Raw genomic sequence first — 23329 nt, 5'->3', positions numbered from 1 at the left:
TCAGCCTCCTTCGCCCGGGACAACGGGAACATGCGAGTGCGTGCCGGGCATGATCGCGGCGGGCTGGTGAGGGGCGGATGGGACGCCGTCTTCAAGCAACCGTAGGGCTGTGCGATAGCCGTTGAAGGTACCGACATCGACATAAGCGGACCCAGCCTTGACACCGTGGGCCACACCGCCGGCCGCAAGGTAGGCGTTGATCAATGTGCCGATGTATTCGTCACGGCGGTCCCGCTCGCGCCACAGTACCGCAAGCCGATGCAGGATATGACCGGGCATCTTGAACGCGCCCCAAACCCAGTTCGTGGAGGCATCCTGTCGCTTGACCTGGATTTCGATCACGCGCTCGTCGTCCTCGGTGCAGACGGCGTCGAAGAATTCCGGGCGGTCAACGGGGAAGAGCAGAAATGAAAGCTGATCGTCGGGCAAATGACAGAAACCGTCCTCGGGAAACCAGATCGTATCTGGAAGACCGACCAGGACGACCTCGTCGGACGCCACGAGGGGCACTGCCCGGAAAATCGCATCGCAGAGGCCGACGGGGTTGGGCTGCACCACAAAGAGGGCCGTCGCGTCGCCGTAGCCGGCTGCGTAGTATTCCAGAATGTCGGATTTGCCCGATCCGATGATGAAGCAGATCTTGTCGACGCCGGCCTGCACCATGCGCCGCACCAGATACTCGCTTACTGCGCAGGGACGTTCGGTCTGGCCGTCGATCCGGCTGCCAACCGGCAGCAGCTCCTTCGAGAAACCGAGCGGTTGAATGCGGCTGCCACGTCCGGCAGCGGGCACAATGCCCAACATCAGACTGCTTCCTCCATCGGTTCGCCGACCGGATTTTGCGAGGCGTCGACCAGGATTTTATCCAGTTCCGCTGCACGCTTGGCGGAAGTGTGCTCGCTCAAGACCCGCTCGCGGGCACGCCTTCGGATGCCGTCGAGTTCAAGCTCCGGCAATTGCAGCGCGGCGACCACATCATCCGTGTCATGCGCCAGCAGGACTTCGCGGCCGGGTTCGAAGAAGTCCGCGAGGCCTGGCCATGCATCGGTAACGATGGCAGCCCCACACGCAGCCGCTTCGAAGAGCCGTCCCGACGGGCACCAGCCTTTTTGCGCCATCGCTTCCCGCGTGACGTTGAGCGTCAGCCGCGACGATGAGAAGAACGCCGGATGGTCGGCGGGCGGCAGATGCCTGACGAAGAAGATGTTGTCGCTCCACGGGAATTCCTGCGGATATTGCGCGCCGCCAATGATGAAGCGCTGATCAGGCAGGCGCATGGCCGGGCGGACCAGCAGCTTTTCGACGCCGGCCTGGCGATCTGCCGCGTAGGTCCCGAGATATGACAGATCGCCGGCGAATTCGGCCCGCTTCTCTGCCGGCCGGTGCCTGTCCGGATCGACATGCCCATAGAGCGGCATTACGTGACGCGCACCCAGAACCGTCTTCAGCGCCTCGATCGCCGAGCCGCCGGTGTAGCTCAGGACGAGATGGTAATCGGCAAGGCCCTCTGGTCCGAAATAGTGCGGACGCTCGCCGTGCTCGACGCGGGCAAGCGTGACTGGAGTGTCGAGATCGTAGAAGACGCGCAGCCCGCGACTTGCCTGCTGGGCAAGGCGGGAAGCTTCGACGGCGTCGGGGCAGTAGGAGGTGACGACAACGACATCCGCTTGCTTCATTGCCCGTTCCGCGACGCGGCGAATGTCCTCCCAGTCCGGATAGATGACGACGTTGCCGCCGTCGAGCTGATCCAGATCGCGGGTCCCGGCATAGTAGGGAGTGTCGCGTTCGAAAAAGGTGATGGACCAGCCCAGCCGGGCGAGGGCGCGGATCAGCCCGCGCCATAACGTGGCATGGCCGTTCCCCCATGAAGATGTAACGGTGAGACCGAAAATGACCATCCGCATGGGGAATTTCCTCGTCAGGCAACTTCATTCATTCGCAGGAGCTTTGAGCCCCAGTCGCCCGACACGATCGTCGTGATCGAGGCGGGATCTATGTCGAAGCGAAAGCAATCGCCGACTGACAAGCCGAGCACCTTGCAGACGGCGGCCTTGATAACGTCGGCATGGCTGATCAGGGCGATGCATTGGTTCTGACGCAGCTCGCGGACGTCGTTCATCAGCGAGACGATGCGCTGCTGGACGTCCAGCATGGTCTCGCCGCTCGGTGTCCTTGCCTCCTGCCGCTGGTCGTTCCACGCCCGCCAACCGGCGTCGTCATTCAATTCATCGAAGGTCTTTCCAGACCAGTCGCCGAAGTCGATTTCGTCGAGTTCGGCGCGGATCGCGATTTCACCGACACCGCAGGCGAGAGCAACCGGTAGCGCCGTCTCCTGCGTGCGCTCGCGTGGGCTGCACAAGACGGCGGCGATTGTCTCTCGGGCCATGCGCCCGCCAAGGTGCTCTGCTTGAGCTTTTCCGGTCTCGCCAAGGCAAACGCCGGCCATGCGCCCGGCAAGATAAGAGCCGACATTGTCGTGCGCAGCATGGCGGATCAAGAAGAACGTCGTCGTCATTCCGCGGCATCCAGCAAAGGCTCGTCCTTGCCGGCGATGAAGGCGAGCGTCCGCTGTCGGGCTTCGGCGTCGGTAAACTGTTCGGGAGGTGACTTCATGAAGTAGCTGCAAGGACCCGTGAGCGCTCCGGCGATGCCGCGGTCGAGCGCCAGCTTGGCGCAACGCACCGCGTCGATCACCACGCCGGCTGAATTGGGCGAATCCCACACTTCCAGCTTGAGCTCGGCATTAAGCGGCACGCCGCCGAAGGTCGTGCCTTCGACACGGATGTACGCCCATTTGCGGTCGGTGAGCCAAGGCACATGGTCGCTGGGTCCCACATGGATGTTGCCGGGCTCCAGGGGAACATCCAGCTGGCTGGTCACCGCTTGCGTCTTGGAGATCTTCTTCGATTCCAGCCGCTCACGTTCCAACATGTTAAGAAAGTCGGTGTTGCCGCCGAAATTCAGCTGATAAGTGCGATCGATGCGCACGCCGCGCTCGCGAAAGACATTGGCCAGCAGCCGGTGCACGATCGTCGCGCCGACCTGGCTCTTGATGTCGTCGCCTACCAGTGGCAGCCCGCGTTGCTCGAAGCGCCGCCGCCATTCCGGACGCGAGGCGATGAAAACCGGTATGCAGTTGACGAAGGCGCAGCCGGCCTCGAGCGCGCATTCAGCATAGAAGTGCGTCGCCTCCTCCGAACCCACCGGCAGGTATGAGACCAGCACATCGGCTCCGCTGTCGCGCAAGATCCCGCTGACGTTGGCAACCGGCTCTGGCGCCTCTTCGATCTCGTTGCGCAGATATTTGCCGATCCCGTCGAGCGTCGGCCCGCGCTCGACGCGAACACCGGTCGTCGGTGCGTCGGCAAAACGGAATGTGTTGTTCGGGGCGGCGTAGATCGCCTCCGCGACGTCGCGACCAACCTTGCTCTTGGCGACATCGAATGCACAGACAATTTCGATGTCGTCGACGTGATAGCCACCGAGATCGACATGCATCAGGCCCGGGACCGGTTCATTGCTTTTCGCATCACGATAATAGGAGAGACCCTGCACCAAGGACGACGCGCAATTGCCGACTCCAACGATGCCAACACGAATCTTTTTCGATCCCACGAAACTGCCGCCCTATGCTGTTCAAAGGTAAGTTCCTTGCGCCGAACCGCCACCCTGCCGGAATGTTCCCTTGCTCGACTGAAAAATTGTGACCACAAGCGGACCGAGAGTGCACGACAGCTTAAGGAGGGAGCGACCCGAGCGCATGTCTCGCGGCACCACGCTGGATCATGCACGGCTGCCCGGACAGAGACTGCCGCGGAGTTCACGCGCTATCTGGCCCGGATCACGCCAGGGCGTGGCCCATCAATCCAGCCTTCGCAGCATGTCTGCTTCCTGCTCGAGAATAGCGGCCACTTCTTCCCGCTGCAGATGCGTCATCATCAGGCTGACGCAGCACTCCAGATAGGTGATCGAGGCTCGCCGCAAATAAGCAGCCATTTCCCGTTCCGCCATCTTGTCGATGTCCGTCGCGGATCGCTTGGGTTGCATGACGTCCTCCATATCTGGTCCTGTCGTCAAACCACAAGCTGGAGCGGATGTTCCCGCGGTTCGATGGGCAGATGCCGCGGTGCCGGCTATCAGGCAGGGAGGTTCTGCAGCCCGCCTGACATAGGCCTCGCCCTTGTGGCGCGACCGGGTATTTCATCGCCGATCTGGCCGCCTTCGAGCGAAGCGAAATAGTCGATCGTCCGCGCGAGCCCCTGGTTGAGAGGCACTCTCGGCGTCCAGCCGAGCAGTTCTTTCGCGCGCGATATGTCAGGCTGCCTACGTCGAGGATCGTCCTGCGGCAGCGGCAGAAACGTCATGTCCGACTTGGTGCCGGTCATCGCCTTCACCAATGCGGCCAGCTGCATAATGGTGAATTCTCCGGGATTGCCCAGATTGATCGGCTTTCCCGGATTCGGAGCGATATCCATCAGACGCATCAACCCATCGATCAGATCGGAGACGTAGCAGAAAGATCGCGTCTGCAAGCCGTCGCCGAAGATCGTCAGCGGGCGCTTCTCCAAGGCCTGCATGATGAGGTTCGAGACGATGCGGCCGTCCGCCGGGTCCATTCTCGGCCCGTAGGTATTGAAGATACGTGCGACACGAGCATCGGCGTTGGCGGCTCTCAGATAGTCGAAGCAAAGTGTTTCGGCAGTGCGCTTGCCCTCGTCGTAGCAGGCGCGTGGGCCGATGCAGTTCACGTGGCCGACATAATCCTCCCTCTGCGGATGTTGTTCCGGATCGCCATACACTTCACTCGTGGAGGCCTGCAGCAATCGGGCATCCTTGCGGGCGGCGAGTTCAAGCAGGTTCAACGTTCCGATGACGCAGGTTCGTGTGGTGTGGATCGGATCGGCCTGGTAACGCGGCGGCGACGCGGCGCATGCCAGGTTGAAGATGCGGTCCACCGGCTCACCAAGGTGCAACGGACGGCAGATATCCTGCTCGATCAACCGGAAACCCGGATGGTCCATGATCGCGTTGATGTTCTCCATGCGCCCGGTGAGAAAATTGTCGGCGCAGATCACGCGCCAGTCATCGCGTAACAATGCTTCGCAAAGATGCGATCCGAGGAAGCCCGCGCCACCGGCAACGAGCACCGTCTTTGCCCTTGGCGCTTTTTTTGTTTGTCGCATCGCGATTTTCTCCTGTCTGCCGGTCATGCTGCACTTCCGATATTGAGATCGAGGACCACCGCCCCTTTTTGCGTAAGCGCCGTGATGAATTCGCGAGCCCTGGCCACACCGGTGTGGGAGGCAAGGACGAGTTCGCGTGCCCGGTCTGCCATGGCGAGACGTGTACGAGCCGATTCCCGGGACAGAATCGCGACGACATCATCCGACTTCTTGGCCGTGTGGATCGTCGATGCGGGAAAGAAACTGTCGAGGCCTGGCGAGCGATCGCTGATGATCGGCGTGCCGCAAGCGGCGGCCTCGAAAAGTCGCACGCTGGGCGACCATCCCGCGGCAATCATGGAACTGCGTGTGACGTTCAGCGTATAGCGCTGACGGCTGTAGAATGCGGCGTGATCGGCCGGCGGCAAATGTTCGATCCGCTCGACGTTGTCGGGCCAGTCGAGGTCGGAGGGATATTGCGAGCCGGCCACCACGAAACGCCGATCCGGCATGCGATGCGCAGGCTCGAGCAGGAGCGCATTCAGCGTGGCCTGTCGGTCCATGCTGTAGGTGCCGAGATAGCCGAGATCCCAGCGGATCGAATCCGCGGTGCGGTAATGCCGTTCCGGATCGACCGAACAGTAGAGCGGCTCGGCGCGGCGCGCACCGAAGGTCTGCGCCAGATCGGTAAGCACTGGGCCGCCGGCGAAAGAGAAATAGATGTCGAAGTAGGGGATCTGGCGCCAGCTCAAATAGTCGCAATCGTCCGCCGACAGCTTCGCCAGAGTCACAGGCGTGTCGATGTCGTAAAAGCAGAATTGTCCCTTGCAAAGTGAAGCGACGATGTCGATGACTGCGCGCCCTTCCGGCACGAAAGAACCGATGACCACGACGTCGGCCTCTTGCAGGCACCGTGCGTAGTCGCGTTGCAGTTCCTGTACGGTATCGTAATAGCGCAAGGAGCAGAAATCCGGATCGCGCAAATCGCGGTGATTGGCGTACCACGGCACATCGCGCTCCAGAAAAGTAACGCGGTGGCCGAGATCGTGAAGGCCCTTCAGCAGACCTCGAAAGGTGGTGGCGTGGCCGTTTCCCCAGGACGAGGACAGCGACAGGCCGAGAAAAACGATATTCAACTGCGTGGTCACTCAGCTGCCTCCACGGTCCCATGCGTCAAATGCCGTTTGAAGACTTCATCAGCCACGGTCGCCCGCAACGCGTAGGTATGGTCGGCGAGAACGCGGCGAAGTGCGGCCTGGCCGATTGCCTTTGCCCGACCAGGGGTCAGCGCCCGCATGATTTCGGCGACATCGCCACCGTCGCGCGCCACAAGGATTTCCTCGCCGGGTTTCAGGAACAGATCCACGCCCAACCACGAATCGGTGATAAGGCAGGCGCCGGCGCCTGCCGCCTCGAAGACACGCGTGGCCGGTGAAAAACCATTGGCCGCCATGCTGTCGCGGCTGATATTCAGCACGGCCTTTGGCGTCACATTGAAGGCGTTGTGATCGCGGGTCCCGACATGGCCGAGCCAGTCGACATTGGCGGGGAGCGGCTTGTCGCCCCAGCCCGATCCGCCGAGCAGAAACCGTTGTCGCGGCAGCTGGCTCGCGGGATCGAGGAAGAAGGATCCCACACGTGCTTCACGATCCGGCAGCCTGTTGCCGAGGAATGCCAGATCGCAGGCAAAGCGGGCATTGCCGGCGACCGGGTGATGCGTTTCTGGATCGAGCGCGTTATAGATCGGCACGCACTCGTTTGCGCCCATGGCACGATAGGCCCAAACGACAGGATCGCCGCCGCCATACGTCAATACGAGGTCGATTTCCTGCAGCGCGTGATGCAGCGGGTGGTCCGGCTCCCCGCGCAACTGGGCGAGCGTGGCCGGTGCATCCACGTCCCAGAATACCGTGAGCGCATCGCTGCGGGCGTGGTCCAGGACGGCGCGCAGCAGCGCCTCGTCCTCGAAACCGACGCCGCTCGCCTTGACGACGATGTCGGCCTCGGCCGCACGCGCCGCCACCTGTATCAGGGCATGCCCGGTCGCCTCGTAAACGACGACGGTGCACCATTCCGGCGCCTCGATGTCCCGGTTCTTCTGCCTGTCATAGACGTCGGGCTCGTAGAAGGTGATTTCGTAGCCCAGTTGGGAAAGCGCCTTCAGCAAGCCACGGTAATAGGTCGCGGCACCGTTCCAATAGGACGACAAAAGGCTCGATCCATAGAATGCGATCTTCATGCGGCGGCTTCCTTTGCGGCGGTCGGGTGAGTGGTGTGCCGATTCGTGCATTGCGACAGCACGTCGAACAACTCGTTGACGCGGTGCCGGCAGGTGTGTCGCGAACGGATGGTCTCAAGACCCGAGGCCACCAGGGAGGTTGCGAAATCGGAATCGGCCAGCACCGCCTGAATGTGTTGCCGCATTTGGATGCCATCCTCGGCAAACAGGAAGTCGACGCCGGGTCTGAAAAGCTGCTCGACATCCGACCATGGCGCTGAAATCAGCGGGATGCCGCAGGCGAGTGCCTCGAACATGCGGATCGTTGGAATACCGGGCAGGCTTTCACGGTAGGGGCGCCGCGGAATGTGCACCGTGACACGATGCGCGGCAAACGCTTTGGGCACTTCGGCGTTGGCGATCCACCCTTCGTAGCACAGGCCACCGGCGGCCAGGTCGGCAAGTGCCGGCTTGGGATAGCGCACACCGTGAACAGTGGCCTCAAGGCCGAGATCGCGCACCGGTTCGATCAGGAACTCCCTGAGTTCGGCGGTCCGTTCGTCGTCGCCCCAGTTTCCGATCCAGACCAGATCGGACGTGCGGTGGATCTCCGGGTGGGGCTTGAACAGGCGATCGTCCGCCGCTTCATGCCAGGTGAAGACACGCTTGCCCCAGCCGGCGCGCAGATAACTCTCGCGCAGCGCTTCGCCAAAGGCGAGAACGCCGTCATAATGCTCCAGACGGAGCGCCGAGATTGCTTCGGCGGCCGACACGGCCCGGTGATGAGTGTCGTGAAACAGAAGGATGAAGTTGCCGCCACCGGCCCGGACACGGCCTATACGAGCGACAAGCTCCGGGTCGGTCCATTCGTGGACGATCACCACGTCGGCCTCGGCGATCCAGGCTTCGTGGTCGAACCCGGCATCATAGGTCACCGGCATCAATTCGGGGAAATCCTTGCGGAAACGTTCGATCGCGTAGGATCCCTTCTCGGCCAGCAGGCTCGACCGGCTCCAACCGTCCGCCGGCTCCAGAGCAATGGCCTGATGCCGGCGGGCTACCAACTCCCGCATGACGCCCCGAAGGAAATGGGCATTGCCGTGGTTCCAGTCTGAGACGAGGGAGTGGGTGTAGAACAGGAAGCGCATGATCAGCGCTCAGCCACGGCCAGCGCCGCCTTTTCGTAGACATCGCGCATGGCCACTGCCTGCCTCGCCAGCGTGTACCTGCGGCTGCGGCGGAGGGCTGCCTGACCGAGTTCCCCCCTGTGCCCGGCATCGCTAGAAAGGCGATTGATGCAGGCAGCCAGATCATGCGGGTCGCGCGCGTCGAAGAACATCGCGGCCCCGTCCCATAATTCGCGATAGGTCGGGATGTCCGAGAGCACCAGGGGCGTTGCCGACATAGCCGCTTCCAGCGCCGCCAGGCCGAACGGTTCGTAGAGCGATGGCGATACAAAAATGCCGGCGCGGGCCATCAAGGAGCGCACCTCGTCATACGGCAGTGCCCCGAGAGGAACGGCGTGGTCGACGGTGGCACGCTCGCCGTTCGGGCCGTGCATCGAACCGGCTGTAAAGATGGGCCATTGCGTCAAGGAGGCGGCCTGGTCGACCGCCGCCACGTTCTTTCCCTCGTCCCACCAGCGGGCGGCGGCGAAGACCAGCGGCTGGCGGTGTTCGACGTGCGGGACCGGACGTGCGCCATTTCCCACGACGTGGAGGCGTGCGATCGGGCCATAGCACGTCTCAAGCAACTGGGCATGACTGCCGCTCGGCGCGATGACCGCATCGGCCCTTTCGAAGCCGCGCCTGTTGCACTCTTTCTGCCAGCTCCATGCGCTGTCCAACGCCTGTCCCCTGACGGAATGGAACCATGTCGTTACGCATGAATGCGAAACGACTATGACTGGGCAGGGCGCATCCAATCCCACCGCCTCCGTCGGCGCGTTGAGGTGCACGAGGTCGATGGCATGGTCACGCATCGGCGCACGCAACTCCCGCGGCAAGCCGTCCAGATCGCCGGCGTCGCGGGTCATCCAATCGAGCGGCGTGTTCAACCATATCAGCGTTGCGAAGGACCGCGCCTCCTCGGCCTGCTGCCTGGATGGTTGCGGCCCCAGACCGGCGAACACGATGCTGTCGCCGCCCTTGACCAGTTCCCGGCCGAGGTCAAGTGCATAGCGCCATACTCCGCCCATGGCGTCGACCGTCATCAGGATGCGCCATTTGCGCGACCTCAGTGTCCGCAACATGCCGCCTCCAGTTCCGCCAGCGGACGCGGACGCTTCTCCTGGATGTCGCTGAACTTCTGGAACGATGTGAGATAATGGTCATGGGCGCGCTCCCAGGCGAGATCGTCGGGTTCGCCCCAAAGCTCGCGATAGCTGGGCGAACTCGGATATGGATAAAGCGGGACGGGTTCATTGGCCCACACGCCATTGTCGATCAGGTGGGTTCGCCAGTGATCGACAAGTGCCGGATCGTCCTCGACCACGCCGATCAGATTGGCCTGGACGAAGGGAACGTGGCGTCTGGCTTTGACAAGCAGCGCGGCAAGTTCCTCGGTGCCCAGCCGGCAGCGCTTGGCCAGCATGGCGCGCCCTTCCACCGTCAGGCTTTCGAGCCCGGCTTCGATGGATACGCAGCCGGCCGCGCCCAGCAATTCAAGCAGCTCGGGTTTCCAAAGATCGATGCGGGTCTGTACGCCGAATTTCACGTCGCGATCGACCAATGCCTCCAGCAACGCTTTTTGGGGGAGGAAGATTTCGTCGATGAAGTAGATGTAGCCGACACCTTGGGCGATCAGCCGATCGATTTCGCTCACCACCGCTTCGTGGCTGCGGCGGCGATAGGCATCGCGGAAATCGATCTTGGCGCAGAAGCTGCAACTGTACGGACAGCCGCGTGACGCCTCGACCTCCGCGCCGAACCCATGCTGTTGGTCATCGAACCTGTGATGGTGATGCGAATGGGCGGCGATCCAGTCGGATGGCCATTCCAGCGGCGGATGATCGACAAACGCACTGGCATGGACGCCGCCGTTCGAAACCAGTTTGGCGTCCCGCAGATAGGCGGTCGAGGGGACCAAGCTCCAATTGTCGCGCCCGGCAAGGTCGGCGACGACTTCCTCGCATTCGCCGCGCACGACAATGTCGACGCCTAGCTTGCGCAAGGTCGGCGCCGGCGTCGCCGAACCATGCGGCCCGACGGCGACCGTGCGTCCGCCGCGCCCGGCGAGACGATTGAGGAAATCGGCCGGCACGCGCAACTCCGGCGGTGCGCAGCGCCAAAACAGATAGGTCGGCGCGGTGCTGACGACCGTCATCGCAGGCGCGAAATCAGCCACACGTTCGTAGAGCCCTGAGTTGTCGAGCTTCTGCAACTGGCCGTCCAACAGCAGCACCTCATGGCCGGCCGCTTCGAGCAGGGCTTTGGAATAGCCGAGTTCCAGCGGCAGATGCGGTTGGCGGCAGCCGAAATAGATGCTGTCGTCATACGTCCAGGAGGGGTTGACCAGGGCTATTCTCATGCGACGCACCTCACGGCTTCGGAATGGGGCTCGAGCCGGTGGCGCTGCAGCCAGTCGGCGAGATGGCGAATGCCCTCGCGCCACGCGACGTGTGCCTTCCAGCCAAGCGCGGTCTCGATTTTGCGGGTATCGGCGACGAAGAAGGGCTGGTCGCCGGTCCGCTCTCCATCGTGGCGGATCGAAAGCTCACGGCCGGTCAGGCCGCCGATCTCGCTCAACAGCATACGCAGGCTGAGCGCATTTTCTGGTCCGCCGCCAAGATTGAATGCCTGGCCATTGGTGATGTCGATATGGTCCAGCACGGCCCTGTAGGCGGCGACCGCATCGGCGACGTACAGGATGTCGCGCACCTGCCTGCCGTCGCCATAGATGGTGATTGGCCGTCCCGCCAGGGCACTGAGCAGGAAGTGCGCCACCCAGCCCTGGTCCTCGGTTCCAAACTGGCGCGGACCGTAGATGCAACTCATCCGCAGCACCGCCGTCTGCATGCCGTATGATTTGGCATAATCGAGCACATACTGGTCCGCCGCGCCCTTGGAGCAGCCATAGGGGGTGCAGAAATCCAGACCTCGGGTCTCATCGATGCCGCCGGCCTGGATGGCGCTGTCGCAAGCTATGTAGCGGTCGCCGTCCTCGCGAACCGTGACATCGGGGAGGCTGCCATAGACCTTGTTGGTGCTGGCGAAAATCACCGGGATGCGCTCACCACTCAGTCGCGCCGCTTCCAGCACGTTGAACGTTCCCCGGAGGTTGATGTCGAAATCCTCGTCCGGCCGGACCAGGCTCGTGGTGACGGCCGTTTGCGCGGCCAGATGGAAGATCGCCCTGGATCTCATCAAAACGGGCGCCAGGGTATTGGCGTCCCGCACATCGACGGTTTCGACGGTAAGGCGGTCGCCATGTTTCCGGGCCAGCCATTCAAGGTTCTGTTCGACGCCGGGACGACTGAAATTGTCGACCACCAGCACTGGCTCGCCATCCGACAGCAGGCTGTCGGCCAGGTTTGATCCTATGAAGCCGCTGCCGCCGACGATGGCGACCGGCGCTTCGCGACGGTCGCGTGCGCCCGGGCTCATGACACCAACCCGCGATCTTCGAGCTCGCGCTTCATTTCGGCGCCGCGGTCGACAGCGACCGTGTTGCGTACCCAGGAGACGAAATCCCCGAGAGAATTCTCCAATCGGCGCCCCGGTTCGAAACCGAGCAGCTCACGTGCTTTGGAAATATCGGCGAAGCAGTTGCGTATGTCGCCGGAGCGCGCCTTGCCGAGCAGCTCGGGCGAACGGCTCGGGGTTCCCATGGCCTCGGCCAGCAAACGCGCGACTTCGCTGATCGCATAGGCCCGCCCGCTGCCGATGTTGATGACGTGGCCCTTTGCCTGACGTTGCTGCAGCGCAAGGCGGAAGGCGCGGGCGACGTCCTGCACATGAACGAAATCGCGCTTCTGTTCGCCATCCTCGAAGATCATCGGCCGTTGCCCATTGGCGAGACGTGAAGCGAAGTTGGCCAGCACGCCGGTATAGGGATTTGATAGCGCCTGGCCGGCTCCGAAAACATTGAACAGGCGCAGCGCGACCGCATCGATGCCGTACGCTTCGCCGAAGATCAGCACGGCGCGCTCCTGGGCGTATTTCGTCAGCGCATAGATCGAGGCGAGATCGACCGGCTTTTCCTCGTCCGTCGGCACCGGCGAAAGGGGTTCGCCTTCCGGCGACAGCGGATTCCACTGTCCGCTTTTGATATCGCTCGCCTTGCGCCGGGCGTTATTGATGCGCCGGCCGTGAGGCGTGACATAGAGGCCCTCGCCATAGACGCTCATCGAGGAGGCGACGACGATCCGCTCGACCGGGTGTTTGATCAACGCCTCGAGCAAGGTAGCCGTGCCGAGATCGTTGGTGCCGACATAACGCGTTATCTCGTACATCGATTGTCCGACGCCGACTTCCGACGCCAGATGAATGACCGCGTCGACGCCTTTCAGCGCTTCGGCGACGACCTCGCGGTCGCGGATGTCGCCCTTGAGCAGTTCGGCTCCGCGCGGAAGCGCGACCGCTTCGCCCGCATGCACCTGCTCCAGCAGGGCATCGAGAATGCGAACGGAATAATCCTGAGTGATGAGTTCTTGTGTGACGTGGCGGCCAATGAAGCCGCAGCCTCCTGTAACCAATATGCGTTTCACGACGACTCCTCGGACAAGTGACCTCGGCGCCCCGAACTTTTCGGCAAAAGGTTTGTTCCCTGTGCTTCAACAAAGTTCCCTTCGCGGGCGTCGGCGGAAGCGAGCGCATCGCCATCGGCCCATATGGTGGAACATTGGCGCCGCAATACTGTTAGGGCGCTCGAGGCCGCCATGACGCCGCTACGGCGAAGCCAATCATCAAGGGAGATTTCAATGTCGCAGTCTCAGACGACCACCAATCACGACGAAATTCGCAAATGGGCCGAGGAGCGGCAGGGCCGGCCGGCGGTGGTTCGCACCAAGGGCGAGGGCGGCATACTGCGGATCGACTTCGGCGAGCCCGAGGAAGCATTCGACCCCGTCGATTGGGACGAGTTCTTCCGGATATTCGACGAGAATGATCTGGCGTTCCTGTATCAGGCCAAGACCAGCGACGGAAAAGCCAGCCGCTTCAACAAATTCGTCGAGCGTGAGCGCAAGGGTTGAGAACGCCAGCCTGCGGGCGATCCAGCCGGACTCCAGAAAATCTTGGAATTCGCTGGAACAATCGACGGCTCCATTTGCAACCCCAAGGGAGCGACTTAGCCTCGGGCTCGGAGGATAAAATTCAATGCATGAGCTTTGCGCCGCGGGCTTTCGCCACCTCTCGCATGATGTCGTTGAGCCAGTTTTCAGTGGACTGGCCAAGCTGCCTTTGGTCGATGTCCCGGATGGCTTGCTCGAGTGTTCTCTCGACGAGCCGGTCCGATGCGTTGACGTCTCCCAGCAGAAGACGCGCCGCGAGGCGCAGTTTGGGCAAAAGGCTAAAGACGTCTTCTGGCGAAGGGGGCAAGGCGATGTCCGCTTGTTCCGACCCCTGCGCTGGAAAAAGGGCGTTGAACACGGCCTTGCTGCCCGAGGATTTTCGCAAATTGGTGGCGTAGCGAAGACGTTCCGGAATGGCGATGTCGTTGTCGCCGCTGAAGAACACGAACGGGATGCCACGGTGCATCAACTTGTCCGCGATCGGAAACACGTGTCGGCCGTTGAGATTGATGTCAAGGATCGCAGCTTCGGCTTGGTCGGTATGTTCGGCCGCCTGCTCGACGGTTGCCGCGGGTCCGAGGATGATGGCGCCCATGTTGCCGAAAAACCGTGCGAGATCTCCCGCCATCGCCCATTCGTCTTCGACAATCAGAATATGCAATCCCCGCAGATCGCGCACGTCGTCATCCTTTCTTCGAAGGGAGTTTAGGATGCAGAGAAGCTGCTTTCCATTTTCTATCATCCAGAGCCGCCTGCAATCGTTTCGCAAGCACCAGCATGCGACCCGGGACGGGCCCTGCATCGAGGTACTTGATTAATTGAGGCGAACCTGGCGCCATAGGTGCCAGGAGCTTCAGGCCAGCAAAGCGTTTTGTCATTGAACCACCATGGATGTCGGGTTCAACGTCATTCGTGCTGCCTTGTTCCATTCTGCCTGCGCGCTATATGGTTGTGTCCTGTCCGAACCGATCTTGAGGGAATCATGTCGGGTCGGTGAAAGAGGGACATGCCGTGACAGCCCGATCCATCAAGTTCCCCATCGTCGGCGTCGGCGCGTCAGCGGGTGGCATTCCCGCGATGGAAGGGCTGTTCAAGGGCATCACCAGTCAGCCCGGCATGGCGTTCGTGGTCATCACGCATCTAAGCCCCAAGCGCAACAGCCTGCTGCATGAGGTTATCGACCGCTACACCGAGATGCCCGTGGTGGTGGTCGAGGACGGCGTGGCTGTTGAACCGGACCACGTCTATGTGATGCCGGAAAACGTCACTCTCGTCATCGAGGATGGCGTCTTGCACCCGAGGCGGCCCAATGGGCTTACCCAGGAGCGTAAACCCGTCGATATTTTCTTCAGCGCACTGGCCGACGACCAGGGCGAATACGCGGTCGGCGTCATTCTGTCGGGCGGTGATTCCGATGGAACCTTGGGCGTCAAGGCCATCAAGGAGCGAGGCGGGCTCACCGTCGCGCAAGCGGCTGACGGCTACGGTCCGCGCAATCCCGACATGCCGCAGAGCGCCATTGCCAGCGGGCTCATCGACGTCGCCGTGCCCGCCGAGGAGATTGGGGCGAAGCTCGTGGCTTACGCCCGCGGCTTCGACACGCTGGACGGGCTGGCGAGTGACGAGGACGTCCATGCGGCAGACCTAGATCAGGTCCGCGAACAGATATACGGGATCTTGCGCAGCCACTCCGGCCACGACTTTTCAGGTTATAAAACCAAGACATTCCTGCGCCGGATCAAGCGGCGCATGCAGATCGCCCAGATTCAGTCCATCGGCGCCTATATCGATTGGCTGAAGAAGGACCCTCGCGAGGTGATGAACCTGTTTCGCGATCTGCTGATCAATGTCACCAACTTCTTCCGCGATTCCGACGCCTTCGAATTGCTCGAACAAAAGATCATACCGCGGCTGTTCGACGGCAAGACGGCGAGCGATACTGTCAGGGTCTGGGTTCCCGGCTGCGCCACGGGCGAAGAGGTGTTTTCCATCGGGATCTTGCTGCGGGAACACATGGAAACGCTTTCGGCCGTGCCTCGCGTCCAGATTTTCGCCACCGACATAGACGAGCCGGCGCTGGCGGTTGCGCGCGCGGCACGCTATCCCGAAGCGTTGATGCAGGGACTTTCCCCGGAACGCAAACAGCGGTTCTTCAACGGCGATGGCGAAAGCTACGTCCTCAGCAACGAAATCCGGGAACTGTGCATCTTCTCGCCACATAGCGTCATCCGCGATCCGCCCTTCTCGCGCATGGATCTGGTTTCGTGCCGTAACCTGCTGATCTATTTCGGCCCAGCCATTCAAAGCCGCGTTCTTCCTGTCTTTCACTATTCGCTGAAGCCCGGGGGTTATCTTTTCCTCGGCACGTCCGAGAGCGTTGGGCAGCACGAAAATCTGTTTGCCACCGTCGACAAAAAACATCGCCTCTTCCAGGCACGGGAGCATGTCTCGCCGCACATCAGGCTGCCGACCCTGATCGGCGATGTTCCTTCCGGCGTTTTTCCCGCCGAAACCGCTGGCTTGAAGAAGGCAACGGTCGGCTATCCGCTGCGTCAGGCTGTCGAGGCGCAGGTGCTGGAGCGGTTCGCGCCGCCGCATGTCCTCGTCAACGCCGAAGGCGACGTCGTCTACTATTCGGCGAGGACCGGCAGGTATCTCGAAGCGCCGCAAGGTATCCCCAGCCGGCAGTTGCTGACGATGGCGCGCCGCGGGCTCCGGCTGGACCTGCGTGCCGCATTGAGGGAAGCGACCACGACACGCCGCACGGTCGTGCGGGAAAACCTCGCCGTCGAGGAAGACGAGGAACGCGTGCAACCGATCAGGCTGACGATCGAGCCGCTCGCCGAGCGGGGCAATGGTGAGCCGCTTTACCTTGTCCTCTTCGAGCCGTCGGGACCGACGCAGGCCCGATCCGATGAGGCCGGCGGAAGTCGTGACAGCGACAGCACCGCCGATCTCGAGCGGGAACTGCGCGATGTAAGAGAGCGTCTCCAATCCACCATAGAGGAATACGAGACCGCCCTTGAAGAGGTGAAATCCTCGAACGAGGAACTTGTCTCCGTCAATGAAGAGTCGCAATCCACCAATGAGGAACTTGAAGCGTCCAAGGAAGAGATGCAGTCGCTCAACGAAGAGCTCAACACGATCAATGCGGAGTTGACCAGCAAGATAGAACAACTCGATCACGCCAACAGCGATCTGCGGAACCTGTTCGAAAGCACCGACATCGCGACCATTTTCCTCGACCGCAGTCTTGTGGTGCGGACCTTCACGCCGGCGGCTTCGTCCTTCTTCAGCCTGCGCCCCTCCGACGTCGGCCGGCCGTTGACTGATTTGTCGAGCCAACTCGATTATCCCGAGTTGAAGCAGCACATCGACAACGTGTTCGAGACAGGCGAGACCCTGGATCATCATCTTGCGCGCGATGCCAGGGGTCTGTTTCACATGGTCCGTATCAACCCCTATCGGGACAAGGGCAACAGGATACAGGGCGTCGTGGTGACACTGGTCGACGTTACCACCCTGGCGCGGGCGGAAGAGCATCAGCAGGTACTCATCTCGGAGCTCAACCATCGCGTCAAGAATATGCTGGCGGTGATCGCCAGCATTGCCAACCGCACGCGGGACAGTTCCGATACGAAGGAAGAGTTCGTGGACGCGCTGATCGGTCGGCTGCACGCCATGTCCCGCGCCTACGGACTGCTGACCCGCGAGAGGTGGAAGGAGGCTTCGGTCAAGGAATTGCTCCATCAGGAACTCGAACCGTTCGGCATCGAACGGATCGACCTCGATGGCGACGACGTAAAACTCGGCCCGCAACAGGGCCTTTCCCTCAGTATGGCGATCCACGAACTGGCCACCAATGCGGCCAAGCATGGCGCCTTGTCCAAGCCCCAAGGCAGGATCGGCGTCAAATGGGAGATGGATGGCGACAGTTTCACGCTCGGCTGGCGCGAAAAGGACGGCCCTCCAGTCAATGAGCCGTTGAACGATGGCTTTGGCCTGAACCTGTTGAAGGGGGAAATCGGCTACAGGCTCGGCGGCCATGTCGAGACCTCCTTCCGCAAGAACGGTCTCGAGATCCAGATCGCCTTTTCGGCAAACCATAAGGACGCGACATGAGCGATAGATCGCGCGTTCTGGTGGTCGAGGACGAGTGGCTGATCGCGGAGGACGTCGCGTCTGAGCTGCGTGCAGCGGGCTATCCGGTGGTCGGCCCTGTTTCGTCCGTTGCCGCCGCGCTTCAACTTGTCGAGGCGGACAAGGTCGATGTGGCGTTGCTGGATATTCAACTCAACGCTGAAACGAGCCTGCCGGTCGCGGAAGTCTTGCTGGCCCGCGGCACTCCGTTTGCCTTCGTAACGGGATTTGGGGAGCGCGATGTTCCAGCCCCGTTTCGAAGCTGCAAATTCGTGGCAAAGCCCGCAAGCGAAACGGACATCCTCACCGCCGTGGCGGAGCTCGCGTCGCTTCGCGCAGCCAGGAAACAGTCGTGATTTAAAGCCTGTCGTGATCAATCCAACGGATTACGAAGGACGGACCGATCTCGCCATTCTGGAACCGTGGCCAAAAGCGGATCTCCCGTTCAGGCGTGAACAACTCGAAGACGTCAAAGTGGAACAACTGGCGTCGATTGGTGTTCGGTATCGTGTGGCGTCATTGCTCCCCCCGATTGACGCGGCACGATCGGGTTCCCCTCAACCTGATCAGCCCGCGCACTCCCCGGCCGGGAAGCGCGGGCTTTCCGTCAGGAGCGGTCATGTTTTGAACCAGGTGGAACAACCTACCCGTTCGGCAGTTCGGCGCGCAGGAGGAACCACCAAATGCATTATGCCGATGAAATCGCGCTCAGGCGCGTGAAGATGCTGGTTGAACAATATGTTCTCGCCAGAAGCAGAAGGTATGATTTCGTGTCGACCGAGCTGGCATGCAAGGCCATTCGTCGGGTGGTTCGGAGCCCCATAGAAGATGCCGAACTGGATCATCTGCTGGCCCGGAGTGCGGTCAAACAGGGGCTTTCGGTGCGGTTCGACCGCGTAGGCCACTTGGAGGCTGCTTCAGCCGAGTTCACCGAGGAAAAGCCGGCATGAGAGCGGCGTTGTCAATATGTGTGGTCGCGGCGTTCCTTGCCTTGGCGGGCTGCAACGACAATGCCGACCCTGTCAAATCCAAGACAGATACGATGAACAGCCAGCCGGTCGACAAGAACCCGACGACGGATACCGATCCGACGCCACAGTCCAGTACTGGCGGGGACCAGCAGGGCACGCAACCCAAGCAGCCGGCATTGCCGAAGCGATCTGGCGGTTAGGGGTCAACCGGCGGTCAGGGTTGACGCCGCTGCCTGTTCAGGATTTTGCCGCCAGCCAAAATGGTGGGCGAGGTGGAAAGGGGATGCCCCTCTGGTCTCGGTCATATATCAGCCGATAATTCTTACCGGGACCGACTTCGCGGCCGGCACGTGAGCCTTCTTGGCGCGATGCCAGAGCGGCACCAGGGGATTGAGCTCTGGATAATAGCCGGCGCAGTTGCCTTGAGGCACGGAATAAGGTGTCACGCGCAAGCCACGCACGCGCCGCTCCACGCCGTCATCTGCATGGGTTTCGAGATCGACCTGCTGCCCCGCGCTCAACCCGAACCGCTGGATGTCGGCCTCGTTCATCAGCAAGACCATGCGTGTGCCATGGATGCCGCGCAGCCTGTCATCATAACCGTAGACGGTTGTGTTGAACTGGTCATTGGAACGCACCGTCATCAGCGTCAGGACCTTGCGCCCCGATATATCGATGTCGGGGTTCGTCTCGAGCGTCGTCGGCAGCTTGAAATTGGCCTTCTTGTTCGGCGTCTCCCAAACTCGTTTCGATGCCTTGATGTCGCGATGAAAGCCTCCAGGCGCCAGGAACCGTTTGTTGAACTGGCGAAAATGTTGTGGGAAGCAGCGCTCGATCTCGTCGCGAATGCGCGAGTAGTCGGCAACCCACTCGTCCCAAGGGATTGAACTCGAGCCCGGCACGGTGGCCTTGGCCAGCTCGGCGACGATCTTCGGCTCTGAAAGCAGATTTGGCGAAGCTGGCGGGCGTGATCCAAACGAGCCATGGATACAGGCGGTGGAATCCTCCATGGAAACGGTTTGATCGCCGCTTGCCTGCCGGTCTCTCTCCAGCCGCGACAGGCAGGGCAACAGATAAGTTACCGCCCCAGGGATGAGATGACTGCGGTTGAGTTTGGTCGCGATTTCGACATGCAGGCCCAATCGCCGCCAAGCCTTCTCGACCAGGCCGGTTTCGGGCACGGCGCGCACGAAATTGCCGCCTAGGCCGACAAAGCCCTTCACCGAGCCAGCAATGACACCTTCGCAGGTCTCGACCGTATCGAGGCCCTTTTCACGCGGAGGCTCGAAAGCATAGAATTCGGCGAATTTGTCGAGCGGAACGAGCTCAGGCTTTTCAGATATGCCGACGGTGCGCTGGCCCTGGACGTTGGAGTGACCACGTAGCGGCGAAATGCCGGCGCCGGGTTTTCCCATGTTGCCGCGCATCAGCAGCAGGTTGCACAGCATCTGGACGTTCTCGGTGCCGTGCCTGTGCTGCGTCAGACCCATCCCATAATTACCGATCACCGCATTGGAGCGGCCGTAGACTTCTGCCACATGCTCCAGATCCGCTCGCGCGATGCCCGACCGTGTGACGATGTCGTCCCACTTGGCAGCGCGTAAATAGGCTTCGAAATCAGCAAAACCGTGCGTGTGTTCAGCGACGAACTCGACATCGAGGACGCGCAAATTTCCATTCTCCCGAGCCGCGTCGTCGAGTGCCAGCACCGCCTTGGCAATCCCGGTCATCGCTGCAATGTCGCCGCCGCTGCGGACCTGGAAGAAGTCGCTGGACATCTTGGTGCCGGGGCTTGGCGACAACATTTCGACGGGGTCCTGCGGATTCTTGAAACGCCTAAGCCCTCGCTCCGGCAAGGGGTTGAATGTGAACACCGGCACGTCACGCTGGCGAGCCTCCTGCAGCGGGTGCAACAGCCGCGGCGCCGTCACGCCGGTGTTGTGGCCGAAGAAGAACATCATGTCGCATTTGGAAAAGTCTTCGAGCTGCACGGTCCCAACCGGCGAGCCGATCGACTCGGGAAGCCCGACCGAGGTTGATTCGTGACACATGTTGGAAGAGTCGGGCAGATTCGACGAACCGTAGATGCGGGCGAAGAGCTGATACATGAACGACGCTTCGAGCGAGGCCCGGCCCGATGTGTAGAAGACGACCGACTTCGGATCGAGCCGCCGAAGTTCCATGCCGATCTCGGCAAAGGCTTCATCCCAGGAGATCGGCTCATAGCGGTCGTTGACAGCGTTGTAGCGCAGCGGATCGGTGAGCCTGCCTTGCTTTTCCAGGTCGCGATCCGGCCAATCGAGCAGTTCGGTGACCGAATGTCGTGCGAAGAAGTCGGGGCCGCAGCGCAGCTTCGTCTGATCCCACATGGTGGCCTTGGCGCCATTTTCGCAAAACTCGAAGGGTCGCGGCTCCGCTGGCTTGGCCCATGAGCAGGAAACGCACATGTAGCCGTCCGCCTTGTTCTGCTTGAGCAGCGTGCTCCATATCCCAGACATCAGCAGGCCTTCGCCATATGCCTTGCGGATCAGGGAGGACAGGGATCCCCACCCGCCCGTCGGGTGGTCGTATTTCTTGATTTCGACACGATCGGTAACGGCGGGTTTCATCGCGGGTCGTCCTTGCGAAAGCCATTACCAAACCTCGCCCCTGCTTGATTGTTCCCGATTGTGCGAAACGAACGTCGCTGGTGCAATTTGGCCGCCCTCAATCCTCGCTTGCCAGGCCAGTACGGGCGACCATCGGTGTCTCGGCATCGGTTCGCACCTGCTGTGGAACTATTTTGGTCATTAGCTGTTCGGCAAGGGAAGGGAGCAGCGCGATGGAGCGACGCAACGCGGTAATTTCGCTGGTGATAGCCGCCGTCATTATCGTCGGATTCCTGATCGGCTTTCATTACGTTGATATGGGCTGGCGCACCTCGCCCCTGAAACGAGCGCCTGAGCAGAACCAGGGGGGTAACGCTCCGGCGGATACCTCACCGGCCGCGGGCATCCAGAAAAATCCCAAGGAAAATACAGAAATGCCGGGGCAGCAGTGATTGACGGCTTTCTAGCAACAGCAGCTTGGCTCAGCAGGGACGCTATCTTTCATATGAACTCAGACGAGAGGACGTTGTGTGTCAGATCCCTCCGTTCTGATCCTGATGTATTTTCTTCTCCCCGTCTGGTTGGTCGCCGGTTTTGCCGACTGGCTCTGCCATCGCGCGTCGCATATCGAGTCGACCGCGGGCGCCAAGGAATCGCTGATCCATCTCGTGATGTTCGCCGAGGTCGGCGTGCCATTGCTTGCCGCCATGTTCCTCGATGTGAACGCCCTCGTCGTAGCCGTCATGATCGTCACCTTCTTCATTCACGAGGCGACGGCGATCTGGGATGTGCGCTACGCCACAACGGCGCGCACCGTAAATGGGGCTGGTCAGCGTCGTCTCCCTCCATTGGGGACGTTGCTTGCACTGTTCGGGACAGGACGGCAAACCGCACGTTTTGATCTTGCCTGGAGATCGCAGCCGCTGCCGGTGACTTATATCGTCTGCGTGATGGTCGTGATCCTGCTTTTCGAATTGCTGCCTTATCTGGAAGAATTCGTCAGGGGTTCCGTGCCAATGCCGGCAGGCTGATCCCGCCGAAAGCCGGACGCGACCCGGGCCAGACGACATTGCGGTGACGCGCCTATCGGAAACGACGTCTGCAACCGTCTGGGCGCGTCCTGCGCGGAACATCTCCGCTTTGCTGGCCATTATCAGAGGGTGAGAGCACGGACATGGAGTGTGCTGATGGGCATCCTTTCCGATCTGGACAAGAAGCTGACCGACAACATGTATGAGCATGGCAGCGAGCTTACCGATGCCGTTGCGGATCTGCCGCGGGCGATCGTCGAAACCGTCGACCGGCTGATGCCCTTCATTCAGCCGGAAGCGCGCGAGGCGGTAAGATGTCAGGTCCTCGGCCTAATCCACGAATACAGGATCGAGAATCCCGCAGGCGCGAGCGAGCAGGGTTGAACGAACCGGCATGGTCTATCGAATGAGGCTCGGGTCGGCTGACATTGCTCCCTTTGCCACGTTCCATTTCTCGCCATCCGCGCCCGCGCGGCGTTCGATTGACCGGCATGCGGCGCACTCCAGATCAACTTATGATTTGCTTCGGTCGTGGGGAGACTGTTCTTGTGGCGCATCAAGTGCCGGCTTTGGCCTTCGGTGGCCGTCATCTAAGGCTGGATTAGATTACCGGTGGCCGTTGGTCTGGGCGTTTCGACGGGATGCTCGTGCCATGGCCGCCACCAAACGACGGCTGCAATGAACAGCGGCCAATTGCTGCCGGGCCGCGGTTCGGTTCGCACAATGCTTCTGCTAGGATAGTGCTATCTGGTCTCGCTTCGGCGGGCCCACGCCATGCTTCGTGCCTGCTGCGTGATAGATGAGTCCATGTGATGGAAGCAGTTCAACCGCGGCCTGGCTCCGCTGCCCGAATGGCCGTCCGGCGCCCAGTAATTGTAGACACCCCAACAAGCATTGCCCGTGCGCCGCGGCAATTCGCTTGGAGCGCGCTATTTTCCTCAGTGCAGCTGTCGCCACGGTCCTAATCGCCGAACTAGCGAACGAGTA

Annotated in this window: 24 protein-coding genes; 8 read left to right on the top strand and 16 right to left on the bottom strand. The window is 61.4% G+C overall.

The annotated features are described in order from the left end of the window. The 13 genes from LB543_RS08860 to LB543_RS08800 form a co-directional block, all read right to left on the bottom strand. A complete protein-coding gene (locus LB543_RS08860; RefSeq protein ID WP_140810105.1) occupies nucleotides 1-804 on the bottom strand; it encodes a sugar phosphate nucleotidyltransferase in 804 nt (267 codons plus the stop codon). Next, nucleotides 804-1904: a glycosyltransferase gene (locus tag LB543_RS08855; protein WP_140810106.1), complete on the bottom strand. Its 1101-nt coding sequence runs from the start codon at nucleotides 1902-1904 to the stop codon at nucleotides 804-806. The genes LB543_RS08860 and LB543_RS08855 overlap by 1 nt, the downstream gene beginning before the upstream one ends. Nucleotides 1905-1918: 14 nt before the next feature. Further along, on the bottom strand, nucleotides 1919-2515 hold the full coding sequence (locus LB543_RS08850) for a histidine phosphatase family protein (protein ID WP_140764690.1): 597 nt from the start codon (nucleotides 2513-2515) through the stop codon (nucleotides 1919-1921). Next, the gene (locus LB543_RS08845; RefSeq protein WP_140764693.1) at nucleotides 2512-3615 is read right to left on the bottom strand and encodes an inositol-3-phosphate synthase; all 1104 of its coding nucleotides are present in this window, start codon (nucleotides 3613-3615) and stop codon (nucleotides 2512-2514) included. The genes LB543_RS08850 and LB543_RS08845 overlap by 4 nt, the downstream gene beginning before the upstream one ends. A gap of 246 nt (nucleotides 3616-3861) precedes the next feature. After that, complete coding sequence (locus tag LB543_RS08840; RefSeq protein WP_224597712.1) at nucleotides 3862-4059, bottom strand: hypothetical protein; 198 nt, start codon at nucleotides 4057-4059, stop codon at nucleotides 3862-3864. Nucleotides 4060-4136: 77 nt separating this feature from the next. Next, the gene (locus LB543_RS08835) at nucleotides 4137-5183 is read right to left on the bottom strand and encodes a UDP-glucuronic acid decarboxylase family protein (protein WP_140810107.1); all 1047 of its coding nucleotides are present in this window, start codon (nucleotides 5181-5183) and stop codon (nucleotides 4137-4139) included. A gap of 23 nt (nucleotides 5184-5206) precedes the next feature. Beyond that, nucleotides 5207-6310 carry a glycosyltransferase gene (locus LB543_RS08830; RefSeq protein ID WP_140810108.1) on the bottom strand — a complete coding sequence of 368 codons (1104 nt, stop codon included), beginning with the start codon at nucleotides 6308-6310 and terminating at the stop codon, nucleotides 5207-5209. Beyond that, the gene (locus LB543_RS08825; RefSeq protein WP_140810110.1) at nucleotides 6307-7401 is read right to left on the bottom strand and encodes a glycosyltransferase; all 1095 of its coding nucleotides are present in this window, start codon (nucleotides 7399-7401) and stop codon (nucleotides 6307-6309) included. Before LB543_RS08825 ends, LB543_RS08830 begins: the two co-directional genes overlap by 4 nt. Beyond that, nucleotides 7398-8528, bottom strand: a complete 1131-nt coding sequence (locus LB543_RS08820; protein WP_140810111.1) for a glycosyltransferase — start codon at nucleotides 8526-8528, stop codon at nucleotides 7398-7400. Before LB543_RS08820 ends, LB543_RS08825 begins: the two co-directional genes overlap by 4 nt. A gap of 2 nt (nucleotides 8529-8530) precedes the next feature. After that, nucleotides 8531-9631: a glycosyltransferase family 4 protein gene (locus LB543_RS08815; RefSeq protein WP_224613780.1), complete on the bottom strand. Its 1101-nt coding sequence runs from the start codon at nucleotides 9629-9631 to the stop codon at nucleotides 8531-8533. Next, nucleotides 9616-10908, bottom strand: a complete 1293-nt coding sequence (locus tag LB543_RS08810) for a TIGR04295 family B12-binding domain-containing radical SAM protein (protein WP_140810113.1) — start codon at nucleotides 10906-10908, stop codon at nucleotides 9616-9618. Before LB543_RS08810 ends, LB543_RS08815 begins: the two co-directional genes overlap by 16 nt. Next, complete coding sequence (locus tag LB543_RS08805) at nucleotides 10905-11984, bottom strand: NAD-dependent epimerase/dehydratase family protein (RefSeq protein WP_140764711.1); 1080 nt, start codon at nucleotides 11982-11984, stop codon at nucleotides 10905-10907. The genes LB543_RS08810 and LB543_RS08805 overlap by 4 nt, the downstream gene beginning before the upstream one ends. Then, a complete protein-coding gene (locus LB543_RS08800) occupies nucleotides 11981-13087 on the bottom strand; it encodes an NAD-dependent epimerase/dehydratase family protein (protein ID WP_140764714.1) in 1107 nt (368 codons plus the stop codon). The genes LB543_RS08805 and LB543_RS08800 overlap by 4 nt, the downstream gene beginning before the upstream one ends. A 213-nt stretch (nucleotides 13088-13300) precedes the next feature. Here LB543_RS08800 and LB543_RS08795 point away from each other — a divergent pair, with 213 nt between their 5' ends. Next, complete coding sequence (locus tag LB543_RS08795; RefSeq protein ID WP_140764717.1) at nucleotides 13301-13573, top strand: hypothetical protein; 273 nt, start codon at nucleotides 13301-13303, stop codon at nucleotides 13571-13573. Between the two features lie 121 nt (nucleotides 13574-13694). On the opposite strand, the gene LB543_RS08790 is transcribed toward LB543_RS08795, so the two are convergent. Next, nucleotides 13695-14291 (bottom strand): response regulator, encoded by a 597-nt coding sequence (locus LB543_RS08790; RefSeq protein ID WP_181182875.1) that lies wholly within the window; start codon nucleotides 14289-14291, stop codon nucleotides 13695-13697. Nucleotides 14292-14295: 4 nt separating this feature from the next. Next, nucleotides 14296-14541: a hypothetical protein gene (locus tag LB543_RS08785; RefSeq protein ID WP_181178808.1), complete on the bottom strand. Its 246-nt coding sequence runs from the start codon at nucleotides 14539-14541 to the stop codon at nucleotides 14296-14298. 82 nt (nucleotides 14542-14623) lie between these two features. On the opposite strand from LB543_RS08785, the gene LB543_RS08780 reads away from it, so the two are divergent. The 4 genes from LB543_RS08780 (at nucleotide 14624) to LB543_RS08765 (ending at nucleotide 18923) form a co-directional block, all read left to right on the top strand. Continuing rightward, a complete protein-coding gene (locus LB543_RS08780) occupies nucleotides 14624-17734 on the top strand; it encodes a CheR family methyltransferase (RefSeq protein WP_224613779.1) in 3111 nt (1036 codons plus the stop codon). Then, a complete protein-coding gene (locus tag LB543_RS08775; RefSeq protein ID WP_140764726.1) occupies nucleotides 17731-18108 on the top strand; it encodes a response regulator in 378 nt (125 codons plus the stop codon). Before LB543_RS08780 ends, LB543_RS08775 begins: the two co-directional genes overlap by 4 nt. Nucleotides 18109-18435: 327 nt before the next feature. Then, nucleotides 18436-18702: a hypothetical protein gene (locus LB543_RS08770; RefSeq protein ID WP_140764730.1), complete on the top strand. Its 267-nt coding sequence runs from the start codon at nucleotides 18436-18438 to the stop codon at nucleotides 18700-18702. Then, a complete protein-coding gene (locus LB543_RS08765) occupies nucleotides 18699-18923 on the top strand; it encodes a hypothetical protein (protein WP_140810116.1) in 225 nt (74 codons plus the stop codon). Before LB543_RS08770 ends, LB543_RS08765 begins: the two co-directional genes overlap by 4 nt. Before the next feature lie 108 nt (nucleotides 18924-19031). On the opposite strand, the gene LB543_RS08760 is transcribed toward LB543_RS08765, so the two are convergent. Further along, on the bottom strand, nucleotides 19032-21332 hold the full coding sequence (locus tag LB543_RS08760) for an FdhF/YdeP family oxidoreductase (RefSeq protein WP_140764733.1): 2301 nt from the start codon (nucleotides 21330-21332) through the stop codon (nucleotides 19032-19034). 212 nt (nucleotides 21333-21544) lie between these two features. Here LB543_RS08760 and LB543_RS08755 point away from each other — a divergent pair, with 212 nt between their 5' ends. The 3 genes from LB543_RS08755 (at nucleotide 21545) to LB543_RS08745 (ending at nucleotide 22726) form a co-directional block, all read left to right on the top strand. Further along, nucleotides 21545-21763, top strand: coding sequence for a hypothetical protein (locus LB543_RS08755; RefSeq protein WP_140810119.1), 219 nt, complete (start codon nucleotides 21545-21547; stop codon nucleotides 21761-21763). A 129-nt stretch (nucleotides 21764-21892) separates the two neighbouring features. After that, nucleotides 21893-22342: a diguanylate cyclase gene (locus tag LB543_RS08750; RefSeq protein WP_224613778.1), complete on the top strand. Its 450-nt coding sequence runs from the start codon at nucleotides 21893-21895 to the stop codon at nucleotides 22340-22342. A 156-nt stretch (nucleotides 22343-22498) separates the two neighbouring features. After that, complete coding sequence (locus LB543_RS08745) at nucleotides 22499-22726, top strand: hypothetical protein (RefSeq protein WP_181178809.1); 228 nt, start codon at nucleotides 22499-22501, stop codon at nucleotides 22724-22726. Nucleotides 22727-23329: the final 603 nt, after the last annotated feature.

The sequence above is a fragment of the Mesorhizobium sp. ESP7-2 genome, assembly GCF_020164715.1.
Lineage (GTDB): Bacteria > Pseudomonadota > Alphaproteobacteria > Rhizobiales > Rhizobiaceae > Mesorhizobium.
This window is presented reverse-complemented; position numbering and strand designations above follow the sequence as displayed.